Here is a 14,701-nt window from a genome sequence, read left to right as displayed (position 1 = left end):
CTAAAAATAAAAATTGACGTTTCACGTTGTTTGTTTCGTTTAGTTTTCAAAGTTCAACATCGCGTTTCAGCGACTTTTACAATTTAACATTTCTCGTTAAATCTGTCAACAGCTTTTTTCTTTCGTTGCTGACGACGCTTATTAATTTACCATATTAATCATTTATTAGTCAACACTTTTTAAAAAAATACCAAAAAAATTTTATCTTGGCATGATATAAAGCTTAATAATCACTAATGCTACCACACCCGGTAGGCCTAATAAACTCGTTATTACTGCTGTACCCATGTTAATTGGGATATGAAAATCAAAATATGTCCCTACAACATTTACGATAAAAAGCAACGCTATTCCTAGAGTAACATGAAAAATCACCTTACCTATAAAACGTAATGGCTTAGAAGCAACACCAAAAACAAGAAAAATAAACACTAAAGTAAGAATGCCAACAATAATAATTGTAGAATTCATTTTTTCCTCCTTATGAATGACCTATACATCTATTTGTATGGGACAAGACAATAAAAAAGAACAGTTATCATAAGCGGCATCTCTTTCATATAAATCAAATAAAACGACATCTCAACATTTAACGAATAAAATAAAAAGGCCTGCTTAGAAAGCAGAACCCTTTACCATTGTTCCATTTTTACAGGACGACGCTTTGCTTCTTTTAACAAGAAGAAATATTTCGCCTCTGCTATTTTCAAAGAACAAATGACATCTTGAGATGGTTCTACACTTTGTTCAACCATTCTCTTCTGACGTAACCACTCATTCTTCACTTTTTCCAACAGTACAATTAACTTATCGTCATACTCTTTACGCAATTTACCCTTTTTTTGAAAGAACATTTTTGTTTCTCCTCTTATACTTCTCTGCGACCTTCTAACGCTTTCGATAATGTCACTTCATCTGCATATTCTAAATCTCCACCAACTGGCAGACCATGTGCAATACGAGTTACTTTAATGCCTGTAGGTTTTAAGAGGCGGGAGATATACATCGCTGTAGCTTCCCCTTCAATATTAGGGTTTGTTGCTAATATCACTTCTTGTACCGTTTCATCATGTAGTCGCTTTAAGAGTTGCGGGATATTAATGTCTTCCGGCCCAATTCCCTCCATCGGAGAAATCGCACCACGTAACACATGATATACACCTTGATACTCTTTCATTTTTTCCATCGCGATTACATCTTTCGGTTCTTGCACGACACAAATAACTGATTGATCTCGATGCGAATCATTACAAATATAACAAGGATCACGATCAGTAATATGTCCGCATACAGAACAATACGCTAAATCTCGCTTCGCATTTACAAGTGCTTTCGCAAAACCTAACACATCATCTTCTTTCATATCTAATACGAAAAACGCCAATCGAACCGCTGTTTTCGGTCCAATGCCTGGCAACTTCATAAAACTATCGATTAGTTTTGATATTGGTTCTGGATAATGCATATATCAATATCCTCCTAGAACATTCCACCTGGTAAGTTTAAGCCTTTTGTAAATTTACCCATTGTAGAATTTGAAAGCTCATCAGCCTTTTTAAGTGCATCATTCGTTGCAGCTAATACTAAGTCTTGTAACATTTCGATATCTTCTGGATCTACAACTTCTTCTTTAATCTTCACTTCAAGAATTTGCTTGTGACCATTTGCGATAACCGTAATCATTCCGCCGCCAGCTGTACCTTCAACTGTTTTATCACCAAGCTCTTCTTGTGCTTTCGCCATGTCCTTTTGCATCTTTTGCATTTGTTTCATCATGTTATTCATATTTCCCATTCCGCCACGCATCATAATTAATTCCTCCTAATTATTATTACTCTTTTATTTCAATGAGTTCTTGTCCTACTAATTTCACTGCCTCTTCTATAAGAGGGTCTTCTTTTTTCTCTGGGCTTTCTTCAGAATCTCCACCTTCACGTTGTAAAAAATCTTCACGGATTTTACCCCATTCACTTTTTGGAATGGCAATCATATTTAATCTTTTACTTAGCAATTCAAATAAAGCTTGTTCTACTGTATCCATAGCTTCTCGATTTTCGCTCGCCATCTTACAGTGAATCTCATATTGAAATGCTAAAACGTAAGTATCATCTGAAGCTGCCACTGGTTCGCTATTTTCTAGTAAAACGGCAAACGCTACTTTGTTATATGATTTGAGTCTTCCTAATAACTCACCCCATACAGCTTTTAATTGTTCTAAATCTTGACGCTTCGCTTGTTTTAATACTTCATTTACACGTCCGACAGGAATCTTCATACTTCCTGTTCGTACCGGTTTTGGTGTTGCGCGTGTCTCTCTTACTTCCTGTTGTACACCAGCTGGCACACCATTCTTTTTGACTTGCTCTAACTCTTTCTCCAGTTGCTGCATCCTGTTCATAATTGCTTGCAAACGATCTGTACCATTTGCTTGCATCATAAACTGTTGACACAATTGCACCATAACAACTTCTAAGAAAATACGCGGATGATTTGTCCACTTCATTTCCTGTTGTCCCTTACTAAGGGTATGAATAATCTCATAGATCACTTCCGGTTGCATTTCTTCACTCAACTTACGGAATTGATCATCTACAATTACTCGTTCCAACATATGTTCTAGTTGCGGTGAAGTTTGATATAAAAGCATATCACGATAATAGTAAATGAAATCTTCCATAAAACGAACTGGATCCTTCCCTTTACTCATCATTTCATCTATGATTTGTAATGCTCTTGATACATCATTTTCACGTATGCATTCTACTAAATTGCCTAAGTATTGCTGAGAAACAGATCCTGTTACGGCCAATACATCTTCTGTCGTAACGGTCTCATCACTATAAGATATAGCCTGATCAATAAGACTAAGCGCGTCACGCATACCACCTTCAGCAGCACGTGCAACAATTTGTAACGCTTCATCTTCCACTTGCGTACCTTCATTTGTCACAACCGTTGATAATCTCTCAACAATATCATTCACTGATATTTTTCGAAATTCAAAACGCTGACAACGTGAAATAATTGTAGGCGGGATCTTATGAGGTTCTGTTGTCGCCAAAATAAAGATAACATGTCCTGGCGGCTCTTCTAAGGTTTTTAAAAGCGCATTAAATGCACCCATAGAAAGCATGTGAACTTCATCAATAATGTATACTTTATATTCTACAGCACTTGGAGCATATTTTACTTTATCTCTTATATCTCGAATTTCATCTACACCGTTATTTGAAGCCGCATCAATTTCTAATACATCTGAAATAGACCCTTGTGTAATTCCTAAACAAGAAGGACATTCATTACAAGGTTCAGCTACCGGAGCATGTTCACAGTTAATTGCTTTTGCAAATACTTTTGCAATTGTCGTTTTTCCTGTTCCCCTCGGACCAGAAAATAAATAAGCATGTGAAACTTTCTCTTGAAGAAGGGCATTTTGCAACGTTTTTGTCACGTGCTTTTGACCAACTACATCTTCAAACTTTTGCGGTCTCCATGTTCGGTATAACGCTTGGTATGACACGAAAATACGGCCTCCCTCAAAGGTTATTATCTTATTTATTATAACCCATTCTGTTTATAGATTCCAAAAGTTATTTTCTATACAAAAAACTCACCTTTGTATTAAGGTGAGTTTTGTATACATATATAACTGCCGTGCACCCTCTGTCGATTACGTACCATAAGCGTTACTCAAGCAGTTAGCTCGGTTCAGGCACTCCTGCGGCACACGAGAAGACCCGCTTATTGCTGCTTCCTTCCGGACCTGACAAGGTTCACGGGGTCCCGTTGCGCAGGACCCAAACGTCAACACCACTTACTTAAGGCAGACCTTACAGAAACATAACCTCGAGAGGGGATTCGGCCTCGCTAGAGCGGATTGCGAGTATAGGGCACCGCTACCTCCCCGCTTAGCACGGCAAAGTTAAAACCAATATTCGGTTGCCTTCATTAAAAGGCATTCTCAGTATAACTTGTTTCTTTATAAAATGCAAATACGTTAATTCTCCTTGTTTTTCTCTATTTTTTTTATCGCTTTTCTTTTTTTACGAAGCTCTCTAAAAAAGTTTGTTAACAACGTACCGCATTCTTCCTCTAGTACACCAGGTACTACTTCACATTGATGATTGAAGCGTTCATCCGTTAAAAGATTCATCAATGTCCCTGCACATCCACCCTTAGGATCACTGGCACCATATACAACTCGCTTCACTCGTGATAAAACAATTCCACCCGCACACATTGGACAAGGTTCTAATGTTACATACAATGTTGCATCTTCTAAACGCCATGTCCCTAATTTTTTGCACGCCTCATCTATCGCTAGCAACTCAGCATGAGCTATTGATCTTTGCTCAGTTTCCCTTAAATTATGAGCAAAACTAATTACCTCACCATTTAACACTATAACTGCACCAATTGGTACTTCCTGTATTTCCTCTGCCTTTTTAGCTTCTTCTATCGCTAATTGCATAAAATAAATATCTTGATCTTGTTCCATAACATAGTCCTTTCATTACAAATAAAGTACACTTATTTCCATTTACTACACAGGGGATAACTTTTACAAATTCAATCCACCCTAAAAGAAAAAGAGAGGGGATTACATATGAAAAATACCGCCTTGCTCATTATCGATATGATTAATGATTTTCAATTTTCCCACGGACCCATTCTAGCTCAAAAATGTGAAACTATAACAAACCCTATTTTACAATTAAAGAAAAAAATGAAATCCTTCGGCTATCCTATAATTTATATTAATGACCATTATCAACTTTGGAGATCTGATATTGATCAACTTATTACTCATTGTACGAATAAATATAGCGAAAATATAATTCATAAGATTGCTCCAAGTTCTGATGATTACATTTTTATTAAACCACATTATTCTGCTTTTTATGAAACACCTTTAAATTCTTTACTGGGTTATTTAAAAATAGAAAATCTAATATTAACAGGAGTTGCCGGGAATATATGTATCCTATTTACGGCTAATGATGCTCATATGAGAAATTATACATTGTATGTACCACAGGATTGTATTGCCTCTAACAACGACCAAGATAATATACATGCTTTAAAAATAATGGAAACTACATTGAAAGCAAATATAACATCGTCATCCAAAATAAAATTTAATTAATACATATATCTATTTTCTAACTTTTTATATCAAATTAACCCGCTCGCTTCCCTCTTGTGCTACAATAATTCTGTTTTGTGTTTTTAGTAGTCACGGTAAATCACTGATTGAAAGGAGGAAACAGCGTGACCGGAGTACCATTTATCACGGTTGAAGGACCAATTGGTGTTGGAAAAACTTCACTTGCGAAGGAAATTTCAACTCACATGCAACTCCACTTACTAAAAGAGATTGTTGATGAAAATCCTTTTTTAGGAAAATTCTATGAAGACATCGACGAATGGAGTTTTCAAACAGAGATGTTCTTTCTTTGTAATAGATACAAACAATTAGAAGATATTAATATAAAGTATTTGAATCAAAGGAAGCCAGTAGTAGCGGATTACCATATCTTTAAAAATTTAATTTTTGCATCCCGCACATTAAAAGACTCTCAATATGACAAGTACATGCAAATTTATCGTATCCTTACACAAGATATGCCTGTACCAAACGTCATTGTTTATTTAACAGCTAGCCTAGAAACATTGCAAAAACGAATCGCCATGCGCGGAAGAGAATTCGAAAAAAATATGGATCCAAATTACTTACTACAGCTCACAAAAGATTACGAAACAGCAATGGATGCTTTTAAAAAAGATCATCCGGAGATACCAGTATTGAAATTTAATGGCGACGACATGGATTTTATAAAAAATCCTGATGATTTAAATGTCATCCTATCTGCTCTTCAAAATACTCTCTTAAAGGAGTCGAAATAATAATGAATTTAAGGCAAAAATATGATATACCCAATGATGCAGTAATCACTATCGCCGGAACGGTAGGTGTGGGTAAATCAACTATGACAACTGCATTAGCTAATGCTTTAGGTTATCGCACATCATTTGAAAAAGTAGATTCTAATCCATATTTGGACAAGTTCTATGCGGACTTTACTCGCTGGAGCTTTCACTTACAAGTGTACTTTTTAGCAGAACGATTTAAGGAACAAAAACGAATTTTTGAATACGGTGGCGGTTTTGTTCAAGATCGTTCTATTTATGAAGACACTGGTATTTTCGCAAAGATGCATCACGAAAAAGGTACAATGACGGAAACTGATTATGAAACATACAAAGGTCTATTTGACGCTATGGTCATGACTCCTTACTTCCCTCATCCAGACTTATTAATTTACTTAGAAGGTTCTTTTGACGATATCGTCGATCGTATCCAAGAACGCGGACGTCCGATGGAACAGCAAACACCAATTGAGTATTGGAAAGAGATGCATGGGCGTTACGAAAACTGGATTAATAACTTTAATTCATGTCCTGTTTTACGATTAAATATTAATGAATACGATATTTTAAAAGATGGCGATTCTATTGAACCAATCATTAAAAAAATTGGTCATTTTTTAAAACAAACACGTAAACTTGTAAAATAAAAAACCCGTGCAGATGCACGGGTTTTTCTATTAAATTACTTCTTCTTTGTTGGAGCAATAATTTCACTCTCAGGTTTTCCAGCGTTAATACGCTGACGAACAGTACTTGTACTAATATCGTATGTCTCAGCAATCTCTTTAACAGTCATTTCTTTCCCGTTAATTACTGCTGTTAATACTTTACCTGTACGTTTTGGAGCTGCTTCTTTCTTTACAGCTTCTTTTTTAACTTTTTTTGGTGCCTCTACTTTTGTCGCAGTTTGTTTTACATCACAAGTGCAACCACAAAGTTTACGGAATGTATCATCGCTAATAATGCGTGATACGTTTGCACCACTGTTTAAAATTCTATTGTTCTTACAGACAGGACATTGTACATAATATAAAGTTTTTCCATCTAAAGGAAACGTTTGTATAATAAGATCCATGTTGACTCCTTTCATATCTATGAAGATAATCATCGGAATATGAGTGTGTAATAAGGACAAAGTCGCCTTACACCATACTTTATGATTGGTTTTAAAATAAAAACTCGTTACGTGTTGGTAACGAGTTCTCCAATCTCCACTTATATGCGCTGTTGTCAATTATATCTGGAGGAGGTAGAGGGATTCGAACCCCCGCGCGACTCTCGCCGCCTGTCGGTTTTCAAGACCGATCCCTTCAGCCAGACTTGGGTATACCTCCATATTGACATCAAATATAATATCAAAAGAAAAACAGTTAGTCAACCCTACTAAAATAAATTATGAGGAAAGGGAAATTTTACTTTCCCTCTCCTACATTATAGTACTGACAACGCTCATAATTACCAATCACTCATACCGATGAATGTTTATAAATTTACTTAATAACTGTTTTTCCTCCCATATAAGGGCGAAGAACTTCTGGAATTATAATTGTACCATCTTCTTGTTGGTAGTTCTCTAAAATAGCTGCCACCGTACGTCCAATTGCAAGACCAGATCCATTTAATGTATGAACATGTTCTGGTTTTCCGTTTGGTTCACGACGGAAACGGATATTTGCACGTCTCGCTTGGAAAGCCTCAAAATTACTACAAGAAGAAATTTCACGATATGTGCCATAGCTTGGAATCCATACTTCGATATCGTATTTCTTCGCTGCTGTAAACCCTAAATCGCCTGTGCACATGCTCATAACGCGATATGGCAACTCTAATAATTGTAACACGCGTTCTGCATCATTTGTTAGTTTTTCTAACTCTTCATAAGAATCTTCTGGTTTTACGAACTTTACAAGCTCTACTTTATTGAACTGATGCTGACGAATTAAGCCACGTGTATCACGGCCAGCTGAACCTGCTTCAGAACGGAAACAAGAGCTAAATGCAGCATATCTTATAGGCAATTGTTCTTTATTTAAGATTTCATCACGGTGCATATTCGTTACAGGTACTTCAGCTGTTGGAATTAAGAAGTAATCTTCACTTTCAATACGGAATGCATCTTCTTCAAATTTTGGAAGTTGTCCTGTTCCTGTCATACTTGCACGGTTTACCATATACGGAGGTAATACTTCTTCATATCCGTGCTCATCAGTATGAAGATCAAGCATAAAGCTAATTAAAGCACGCTCTAATCTTGCACCAGCGCCTTTATAGAATACGAAACGGCTTCCTGTCACTTTCCCAGCACGCTCAAAATCTAGAATTCCTAAATCTGTAGCAAGATCCCAATGTGGTTTTGGCTCAAAAGCAAATTCTTTTGCATCTCCCCAAGTACGCGCTACTACATTATCATCCTCTGTTTCACCAACTGGAGCAGATTCATGAGGGATATTTGGAATAGATAACATTAACCTTTCTAAGTCTTCTTCAACTGTACGAAGCTCATTATCAAGATCTTTTACTTTTTCTCCAACTTCACGCATTTCTAGAATTAGAGCTTCTGCATCTTTCTTTTCGCGCTTCAATACAGAGATTTGTTGAGATACTTCGTTACGTTTACTTTTTAGTTCCTCTGTTTGCACAAGTAGTTCTCTTCTTCTCGTATCCAGTTCTTCAAAGCGACCAAAATCAGTTAAATCTTCGCCTCTATGCTGTAACTTTGCTTTTACTTCTTCAAAATTTGTACGTAAAAATTTAATATCAAGCATTATATACTCCTCCTTTTATTTTATAAAACACAAAAAACTCCCGTCCCTATATAAAGGGACGGGAGTTAACCCGCGTTGCCACCCTAGTTGAAAGCATTACCGCCTTCCTCTCAAGTAGAAATAACGGCTCTTCACCGGGAATGTTTACTAATCATAAAGATATTCCACATTCCATTCCAGGATGGATTCACAAACTGTTTCTATCGATTTCCACCAACCATCGACTCTCTATAAGAAACGGCATTTGTTACTACTTCCTATCAACACGCTTATTTTATAAAATTGTTACCATCAATTTACTATAATCTTATACAAGTTGCAAGTTACTTATACAACTTTTTTCATTTTCGCTTCTTTTACCATTTCAACAAAGTATGCTGTCACACGATGATCATCCGTTAATTCCGGATGGAATGAAGCAGCTAAAAACTGATTTTGTTTTACCGCTACCATTCGGTCGCCATGCATAGAAAGTACTTCCACATCATCAGCCACATTTACAACATACGGGGCACGAATAAATACGCCAACAAAATCCTCTCCCACACCTTTAATAGAAAGTGCAGCTTCGAAGCTATCTTTTTGACGTCCGAACGCATTGCGCTCAACTGTAATATCCATAGCACCAATATGTGCTTCTTCATAACCAATAAGTGTTTTTGCAAGAAGAATCATCCCTGCACACGTACCAAACATTGGCTTACCAGACTTTGCGAATGAACGAAGTGGTTCCATGAAAGCATACTTATCAATAAGACGGCGCATAGTTGTACTTTCACCACCTGGTAAAATAAGACCATCAATCTCTTCAAGTTGTTCTATACGCTTTACAACAACAGCTTCTGCACCACTTGCTTCGACTGATTTTACATGCTCACGAACTGCACCTTGAAGACCTAGTACACCGATTTTCACCATTTTAAAGTTCTCCTTCAATTACCATCCACGCTCTTGCATGCGTTGTTCTGGTAATAACGTTGAAATTTCGATACCTTTCATCGCATTACCTAATCCTTTAGAAAGGCTTGCAATTAGTTCGTAATCCTCATAATGAGTCGTCGCTTCAACGATCGCACGTGCAAATTTCTCTGGATTCTCTGATTTGAAGATACCAGATCCAACAAATACACCATCCGCACCAAGTTGCATCATTAACGCTGCATCTGCTGGTGTTGCTACACCACCTGCTGCAAAGTTTACAACTGGCAAACGACCAAGGCGTTTAATTTCAAGTAGTACTTCATAAGGAGCACCAGTATTTTTTGCATATGTCATTAACTCATCTTCACGTAGACTTGCAACTTGACGGATTTCTGCATTGACTTGGCGCATATGACGCACTGCCTCTACAATGTTTCCTGTTCCTGGTTCACCTTTTGTACGAAGCATAGATGCACCTTCTGCAATACGACGTGCAGCTTCTCCGATATCACGGCAACCACATACAAATGGAACTGTGTAATCACGTTTATTTAAATGGTATACTTCATCAGCAGGAGTTAATACTTCACTCTCATCGATATAGTCTACCCCTAATGATTCTAATACACGTGCTTCTACAAGGTGACCGATACGGCATTTTGCCATAACCGGAATTGACACAGCACCCATAACTTCTTCAACGATCGTTGGGTCTGCCATACGAGAAACGCCACCTGCTGCACGAATATCTGCTGGTACACGCTCTAACGCCATAACGGCAACTGCGCCTGCCTCTTCTGCAATTTTTGCTTGTTCAGCGTTAATTACGTCCATAATAACGCCGCCTTTTTGCATTTCTGCCATTCCACGTTTTACACGTTCTGTCCCTGTTACATTTGTCATGTTACAAAAACCCCCCTAGGTGAATTGCTTTTCCCCGTTAAAGGCGAAAATTAAGAATACTCTTACATTCTACCACTAACTATCAGATGCTTGTCTACTACTTTTTCATAAAGTCGGTATGAAAAATAGGAATAAAAAAAAGCTCCTATCATAAGGAGCTTTTAAAACCAACCTTTTACTGTATCAACAGCACTATTCCACATACCACTAAAGAATGAACCAATTCCGCGCATAGCACGAGTAAACCAGTTTGCTTCTTCTACTTCAGATGTTGTTACAAGATCCACTTGTAACGACTTACCAGTTAAAAATCCAGGGTCGTTTGTATCTTTTGACGTAATTACCATTTGACCAAGCGTAGCTCCCTTTTTAATAGGTGCTTCTTGTCCCTTACTTGATTCTTTTAATTCTGTTTTATAAACATCTTTACTTCCTTTTGGCACTGGAAGTGAAATAGCTTGTTTCGTTTGAACTGCTACATCTTTATCTTTTGCATTTTCTACTCGTACTGTTTCTTGTCCTTTTACTGAAGAACCTTTTTTATACATTTGTTTCATTTCAAAGTTAGCAAATCCATAATCATATAGCTTCTTTGTTTCATCAAAACGTGCTGTATGAGAACTTGTTTTAATAACTACAGAAATAAAACGCATTCCGTTTCTTTCAACCGTACCAGTGAAGCAATCTCCTGCTTCTGGAGTTGATCCTGTTTTCAGGCCATCTACGCCATCATATTCTTTAACTAAGCCCTTTAACATCCAATTCCAGTTCGACATTGCAAACTTCTCTTTTTCTGGACGGAATTCTTTTTTGGAGATTTTCGCTGTATCTAACACTTTTGGATAATCTTTAATTAAATGCTGTGCTAAAGTTGCAACATCCTTTGCAGACATCTTATTTTCTTCATCCGCTGTTGTTCCTTCAGGATGCATTCCCTTTAAATCTTTATTCGTTAAACCTGTAGAATTGACAAATTTATAATTTTTCAATCCTAGTTCTTTCGATTTATCATTCATCATTTTTACGAAGTCTACTTCTTTACCTGCAATTGCTTCTGCTAATGCAATTGTTGCACCATTTGCAGAAAAGATTGCCATTGCCTCGTATAACTCTTTTACTGTATAAGAGCCACCATTTTCTAATGCCACATTTGATAATGAAGCATCTTGTGAAACTTTATACGCATATTCAGAAATCTTAATTTTCTGATCCCACTTAAGCTTTCCTTTATCCACTGCTTCGTGAACTAAATATTCACTCATCATTTTTGTCATACTAGCAATGGATAATAATTCATCTGCATTCTTTTGATATACAATTTTTCCAGAATTCGCTTCTACTAAAATTGCCGCACCTGCTTCAATGTTTAAAGCGGCTCCTGTTTCAGCTGATGCATTGCTATATGGTACAAAAATGCTACAAGCTAGTGTAAGCACTGTTACCAAAGCAATGAATCTTTTGCAAAACATACCTTTCACGTTTGTTACCCCCAATATCTATGTACTCACATAACCGTTATTCTAACATAATCAAAAAAAAATAGACAGAGATATCAAATCTCTGTCTATTTGTATATAAGACATTACAATGAGTAGTTTGGAGCCTCTTTTGTAATTTGTACGTGATGAGGATGGCTTTCACGTAAACCAGCACCTGACATACGAATGAATTGTGCATTCTCACGTAAGAATTCTAAATCCTGTGCTCCGCAATATCCCATACCTGCACGTAATCCACCAACTAATTGATGAACTGTATCTGCTAAAGGTCCTTTATATGGCACTCGTCCTTCAATACCTTCTGGAACAAGTTTTTTGTTTCCTTCTTGGAAGTAACGATCTTTACTTCCTTTTTCCATTGCACCGACAGAACCCATACCACGATACACTTTAAATTGGCGACCTTGGTAAATTTCAGTTTCTCCAGGGCTTTCAGCAACACCAGCAAACATACTACCTAGCATAACAACGTGTGCTCCTGCTGCTAAAGCTTTAACCATATCACCAGAGTACTTAACACCGCCATCAGCAATAACTGGAATACCGTGTTTACGAGCTTCTGTTGCACAATCATAAACTGCTGTTAATTGTGGTACACCAACGCCAGCTACAACGCGTGTCGTACAAATAGAACCTGGTCCAATACCAACTTTAACTACATTTGCACCAGCTTCAATTAATGCTTTCGTTGCTTCAGCAGTAGCAACATTTCCAGCGATAATATTTAGTGATGGATATTTAGCACGAACTTCTTTTACCTTATCAATAACACCTTTAGAATGTCCATGAGCCGTATCAAGAACGATTGCATCTACGCTTGCTTTTACTAATGCATCGATACGAAGCATCGCATCAGCTGTTACACCAACTGCTGCTCCAACTAATAAGCGTCCTTGCTTATCTTTCGCAGAGTTTGGGAATTCAATTACTTTTTCAATATCTTTTATTGTAATAAGCCCTTGTAATACACCGTTATTATCAACAAGAGGGAGCTTTTCAATTTTATACTTTTGTAGGATCTTTTCAGCTTCTTCCAGTGTAGTACCAACTGGAGCTGTAATTAACTGTTCTTTTGTCATTACGTCAGAAATTTTGATTGAGTAGTCTTGGATGAAACGCATATCACGGTTTGTAATAATACCAACTAATTTTCGCTCATCTAAATTATTTACAACCGGTACACCTGAGATACGATATTTTCCCATAAGATGTTCTGCATCATATACTTGATGTTCTGGAGTTAAGAAGAAAGGATCTGAAATAACGCCACTTTCAGAGCGCTTTACTTTATCAACTTGCTCTGCTTGTTGCTCAATAGACATATTCTTATGAATAATCCCTAAACCACCTTGGCGAGCCATCGCAATTGCCATGTCAGCTTCTGTTACTGTATCCATTCCTGCACTAATTAACGGGATGTTTAGCTGTAAGCTTTCAGATAAAACTGTTTTAACACTTACTTCTCTTGGTAATATATCTGACCTAGCTGGTACAAGTAATACATCATCAAAAGTCAAACCTTCTTTAACAAATTTAGATTCCCACATAATTGTTCCCCCTATGATACCAGAAATTATTATTAGTAGCTTATCAATTGGTTAAAATACTGTCAAGGACGTATATATATGTTAGAATTTTTAGACAATAAAAGGAGCGTAATATATGCATCAATTACATCATACTTGGCAGCAATTAAGTTTCTTCTTTTCATCTCAAAATGTACAACGTTATCTTGCCCGTTGTTATGAGAAATCCTCCATACAAGATGCTGAAAAAAAAAGTTTTGAAAATTGTTATCCCTTTATTTATTACTTAGAACATGGAAAAAACTATTATGAATTATATAAGGCAGCACCCTTTTCAATTCAACCGATGTTGTTGTTTTATGGGATTAGTCAACTGTTTAAAGCTTGCTTACTAACAGTTGATCCCAACTATCCCGAATCAACTACCGTTTTAGCCCACGGTGTTACAACTCGTAAGCGAAAAAAACAAGATTATCAATTTTTAAAAGATGAAGTAAAAGTACAGAAGAATGGCTTGTTTACTCATGTTGCAGAACAACTGTTTCACATGAAACACTTAGAGGCAGAAAAATTCAGTATGTTAGAGTTAATGGGAAATATTCCGGAATTACAAAATTTATTTCGTTATAGTCAAAAAAAATCAACCTTATATAAAATTAATTCAATCAATAAAGACGAGCTGTCTTTTTCGGTTGATATATTAGATCGATTACATATGACTTCGGAAAGATTTTCACGTTACATTGAATCAACTTGTAAGCATTTATCCATACATCATGTTCCTGTGAAAACAAGTAAATCCAATTTGCTTTTTACAGCTCCCATCCAATCGTGGAATCCTATGTATAGTACGCCTTTATACTACGAATATCTTGCTGATACTTATTACTTACCGCTTACAACTGATCCCAGAAACCTTAAACCAGTTTTACCTGAACTTCTTGTTCATTATTTATTGCTTTATAATTTAAGTATGATTTCTAGATACGAAACAGATTGGTGGTATGACTTACTTGGAAGCTATAGCTCTGAAGATTATCCATTTATTTATCAATTTCTAAGTATTTCTGCCAAAAAAATCCCTTACTATATTTCATCATTTTTACTAACAGAACCTAACCTATTTCATGGGAAATAAAAAAACACAAGTCAAAAG

General features: G+C 36.5%; 16 protein-coding genes, 1 tRNA gene, 1 other RNA gene and 1 other annotated feature. Of the genes, 4 read left to right on the top strand and 14 right to left on the bottom strand.

The features are described 5' to 3' along the window. Positions 1-201: 201 nt before the first annotated feature. From COK05_RS29195 to tadA, 7 genes are all read right to left on the bottom strand, one after another. Positions 202-471: a pro-sigmaK processing inhibitor BofA family protein gene (locus COK05_RS29195; RefSeq protein ID WP_098615312.1), complete on the bottom strand. Its 270-nt coding sequence runs from the start codon at positions 469-471 to the stop codon at positions 202-204. Positions 472-632: 161 nt separating this feature from the next. Then, on the bottom strand, positions 633-854 hold the full coding sequence (locus tag COK05_RS29190; RefSeq protein WP_000466019.1) for a YaaL family protein: 222 nt from the start codon (positions 852-854) through the stop codon (positions 633-635). 14 nt (positions 855-868) lie between these two features. Beyond that, positions 869-1,465 (bottom strand): recombination protein RecR, encoded by a 597-nt coding sequence (gene recR / locus COK05_RS29185; protein WP_043938863.1) that lies wholly within the window; start codon positions 1,463-1,465, stop codon positions 869-871. Positions 1,466-1,479: 14 nt separating this feature from the next. Beyond that, positions 1,480-1,806, bottom strand: coding sequence for a YbaB/EbfC family nucleoid-associated protein (locus tag COK05_RS29180; RefSeq protein ID WP_176539473.1), 327 nt, complete (start codon positions 1,804-1,806; stop codon positions 1,480-1,482). A 25-nt stretch (positions 1,807-1,831) separates the two neighbouring features. Next, positions 1,832-3,520, bottom strand: a complete 1,689-nt coding sequence (dnaX, locus tag COK05_RS29175) for a DNA polymerase III subunit gamma/tau (RefSeq protein ID WP_098615310.1) — start codon at positions 3,518-3,520, stop codon at positions 1,832-1,834. A 132-nt stretch (positions 3,521-3,652) separates the two neighbouring features. Next, positions 3,653-3,917: signal recognition particle sRNA large type (gene ffs, locus COK05_RS29170), an RNA gene on the bottom strand. Between the two features lie 80 nt (positions 3,918-3,997). Next, a complete protein-coding gene (gene tadA / locus COK05_RS29165) occupies positions 3,998-4,498 on the bottom strand; it encodes a tRNA adenosine(34) deaminase TadA (protein ID WP_098615309.1) in 501 nt (166 codons plus the stop codon). Positions 4,499-4,606: 108 nt separating this feature from the next. Here tadA and COK05_RS29155 point away from each other — a divergent pair, with 108 nt between their 5' ends. The 3 genes from COK05_RS29155 to COK05_RS29145 all read left to right on the top strand — a co-directional run bounded on the left by COK05_RS29155 (position 4,607) and on the right by COK05_RS29145 (position 6,578). Further along, positions 4,607-5,146: an isochorismatase family cysteine hydrolase gene (locus COK05_RS29155; RefSeq protein WP_098615308.1), complete on the top strand. Its 540-nt coding sequence runs from the start codon at positions 4,607-4,609 to the stop codon at positions 5,144-5,146. Positions 5,147-5,271: 125 nt separating this feature from the next. After that, complete coding sequence (locus COK05_RS29150; protein WP_098615307.1) at positions 5,272-5,907, top strand: deoxynucleoside kinase; 636 nt, start codon at positions 5,272-5,274, stop codon at positions 5,905-5,907. Positions 5,908-5,909: 2 nt separating this feature from the next. After that, the gene (locus tag COK05_RS29145; protein WP_001053585.1) at positions 5,910-6,578 is read left to right on the top strand and encodes a deoxynucleoside kinase; all 669 of its coding nucleotides are present in this window, start codon (positions 5,910-5,912) and stop codon (positions 6,576-6,578) included. Positions 6,579-6,613: 35 nt separating this feature from the next. On the opposite strand, the gene COK05_RS29140 is transcribed toward COK05_RS29145, so the two are convergent. The 7 genes from COK05_RS29140 to guaB all read right to left on the bottom strand — a co-directional run bounded on the left by COK05_RS29140 (position 6,614) and on the right by guaB (position 13,566). Beyond that, entirely contained in the window at positions 6,614-7,006 is a 393-nt protein-coding gene (locus tag COK05_RS29140) for a DUF3797 domain-containing protein (protein WP_060629159.1), read from the bottom strand. 166 nt (positions 7,007-7,172) lie between these two features. Beyond that, positions 7,173-7,265, bottom strand: a tRNA-Ser gene (locus tag COK05_RS29135). Positions 7,266-7,421: 156 nt separating this feature from the next. Continuing rightward, positions 7,422-8,696, bottom strand: a complete 1,275-nt coding sequence (gene serS / locus COK05_RS29130) for a serine--tRNA ligase (protein WP_098615305.1) — start codon at positions 8,694-8,696, stop codon at positions 7,422-7,424. A 51-nt stretch (positions 8,697-8,747) separates the two neighbouring features. Next, positions 8,748-8,969 (bottom strand) — a binding site (T-box leader). Positions 8,970-9,023: 54 nt separating this feature from the next. Continuing rightward, a complete protein-coding gene (gene pdxT / locus COK05_RS29125; RefSeq protein WP_098615304.1) occupies positions 9,024-9,614 on the bottom strand; it encodes a pyridoxal 5'-phosphate synthase glutaminase subunit PdxT in 591 nt (196 codons plus the stop codon). Between the two features lie 18 nt (positions 9,615-9,632). Next, complete coding sequence (pdxS, locus tag COK05_RS29120) at positions 9,633-10,520, bottom strand: pyridoxal 5'-phosphate synthase lyase subunit PdxS (protein ID WP_000186157.1); 888 nt, start codon at positions 10,518-10,520, stop codon at positions 9,633-9,635. 161 nt (positions 10,521-10,681) lie between these two features. Beyond that, positions 10,682-11,989 carry a D-alanyl-D-alanine carboxypeptidase DacA gene (gene dacA / locus COK05_RS29115; RefSeq protein ID WP_141539298.1) on the bottom strand — a complete coding sequence of 436 codons (1,308 nt, stop codon included), beginning with the start codon at positions 11,987-11,989 and terminating at the stop codon, positions 10,682-10,684. Positions 11,990-12,102: 113 nt separating this feature from the next. Continuing rightward, on the bottom strand, positions 12,103-13,566 hold the full coding sequence (gene guaB, locus COK05_RS29110; RefSeq protein ID WP_000264089.1) for an IMP dehydrogenase: 1,464 nt from the start codon (positions 13,564-13,566) through the stop codon (positions 12,103-12,105). Positions 13,567-13,681: 115 nt separating this feature from the next. On the opposite strand from guaB, the gene COK05_RS29105 reads away from it, so the two are divergent. Beyond that, complete coding sequence (locus tag COK05_RS29105) at positions 13,682-14,683, top strand: YaaC family protein (protein WP_098615302.1); 1,002 nt, start codon at positions 13,682-13,684, stop codon at positions 14,681-14,683. The last annotated feature ends 18 nt before the right edge of the window (positions 14,684-14,701 follow it).

Origin of the sequence: Bacillus cereus (genome assembly GCF_002567495.1) — a bacterium.
In the GTDB taxonomy this organism is placed as follows: Bacteria; Bacillota; Bacilli; order Bacillales; family Bacillaceae_G; genus Bacillus_A; species Bacillus_A cereus_AQ.
The sequence above is the reverse complement of the archived record's forward strand: the minus strand, read 5'-3'. Positions and strand labels throughout refer to the sequence as shown.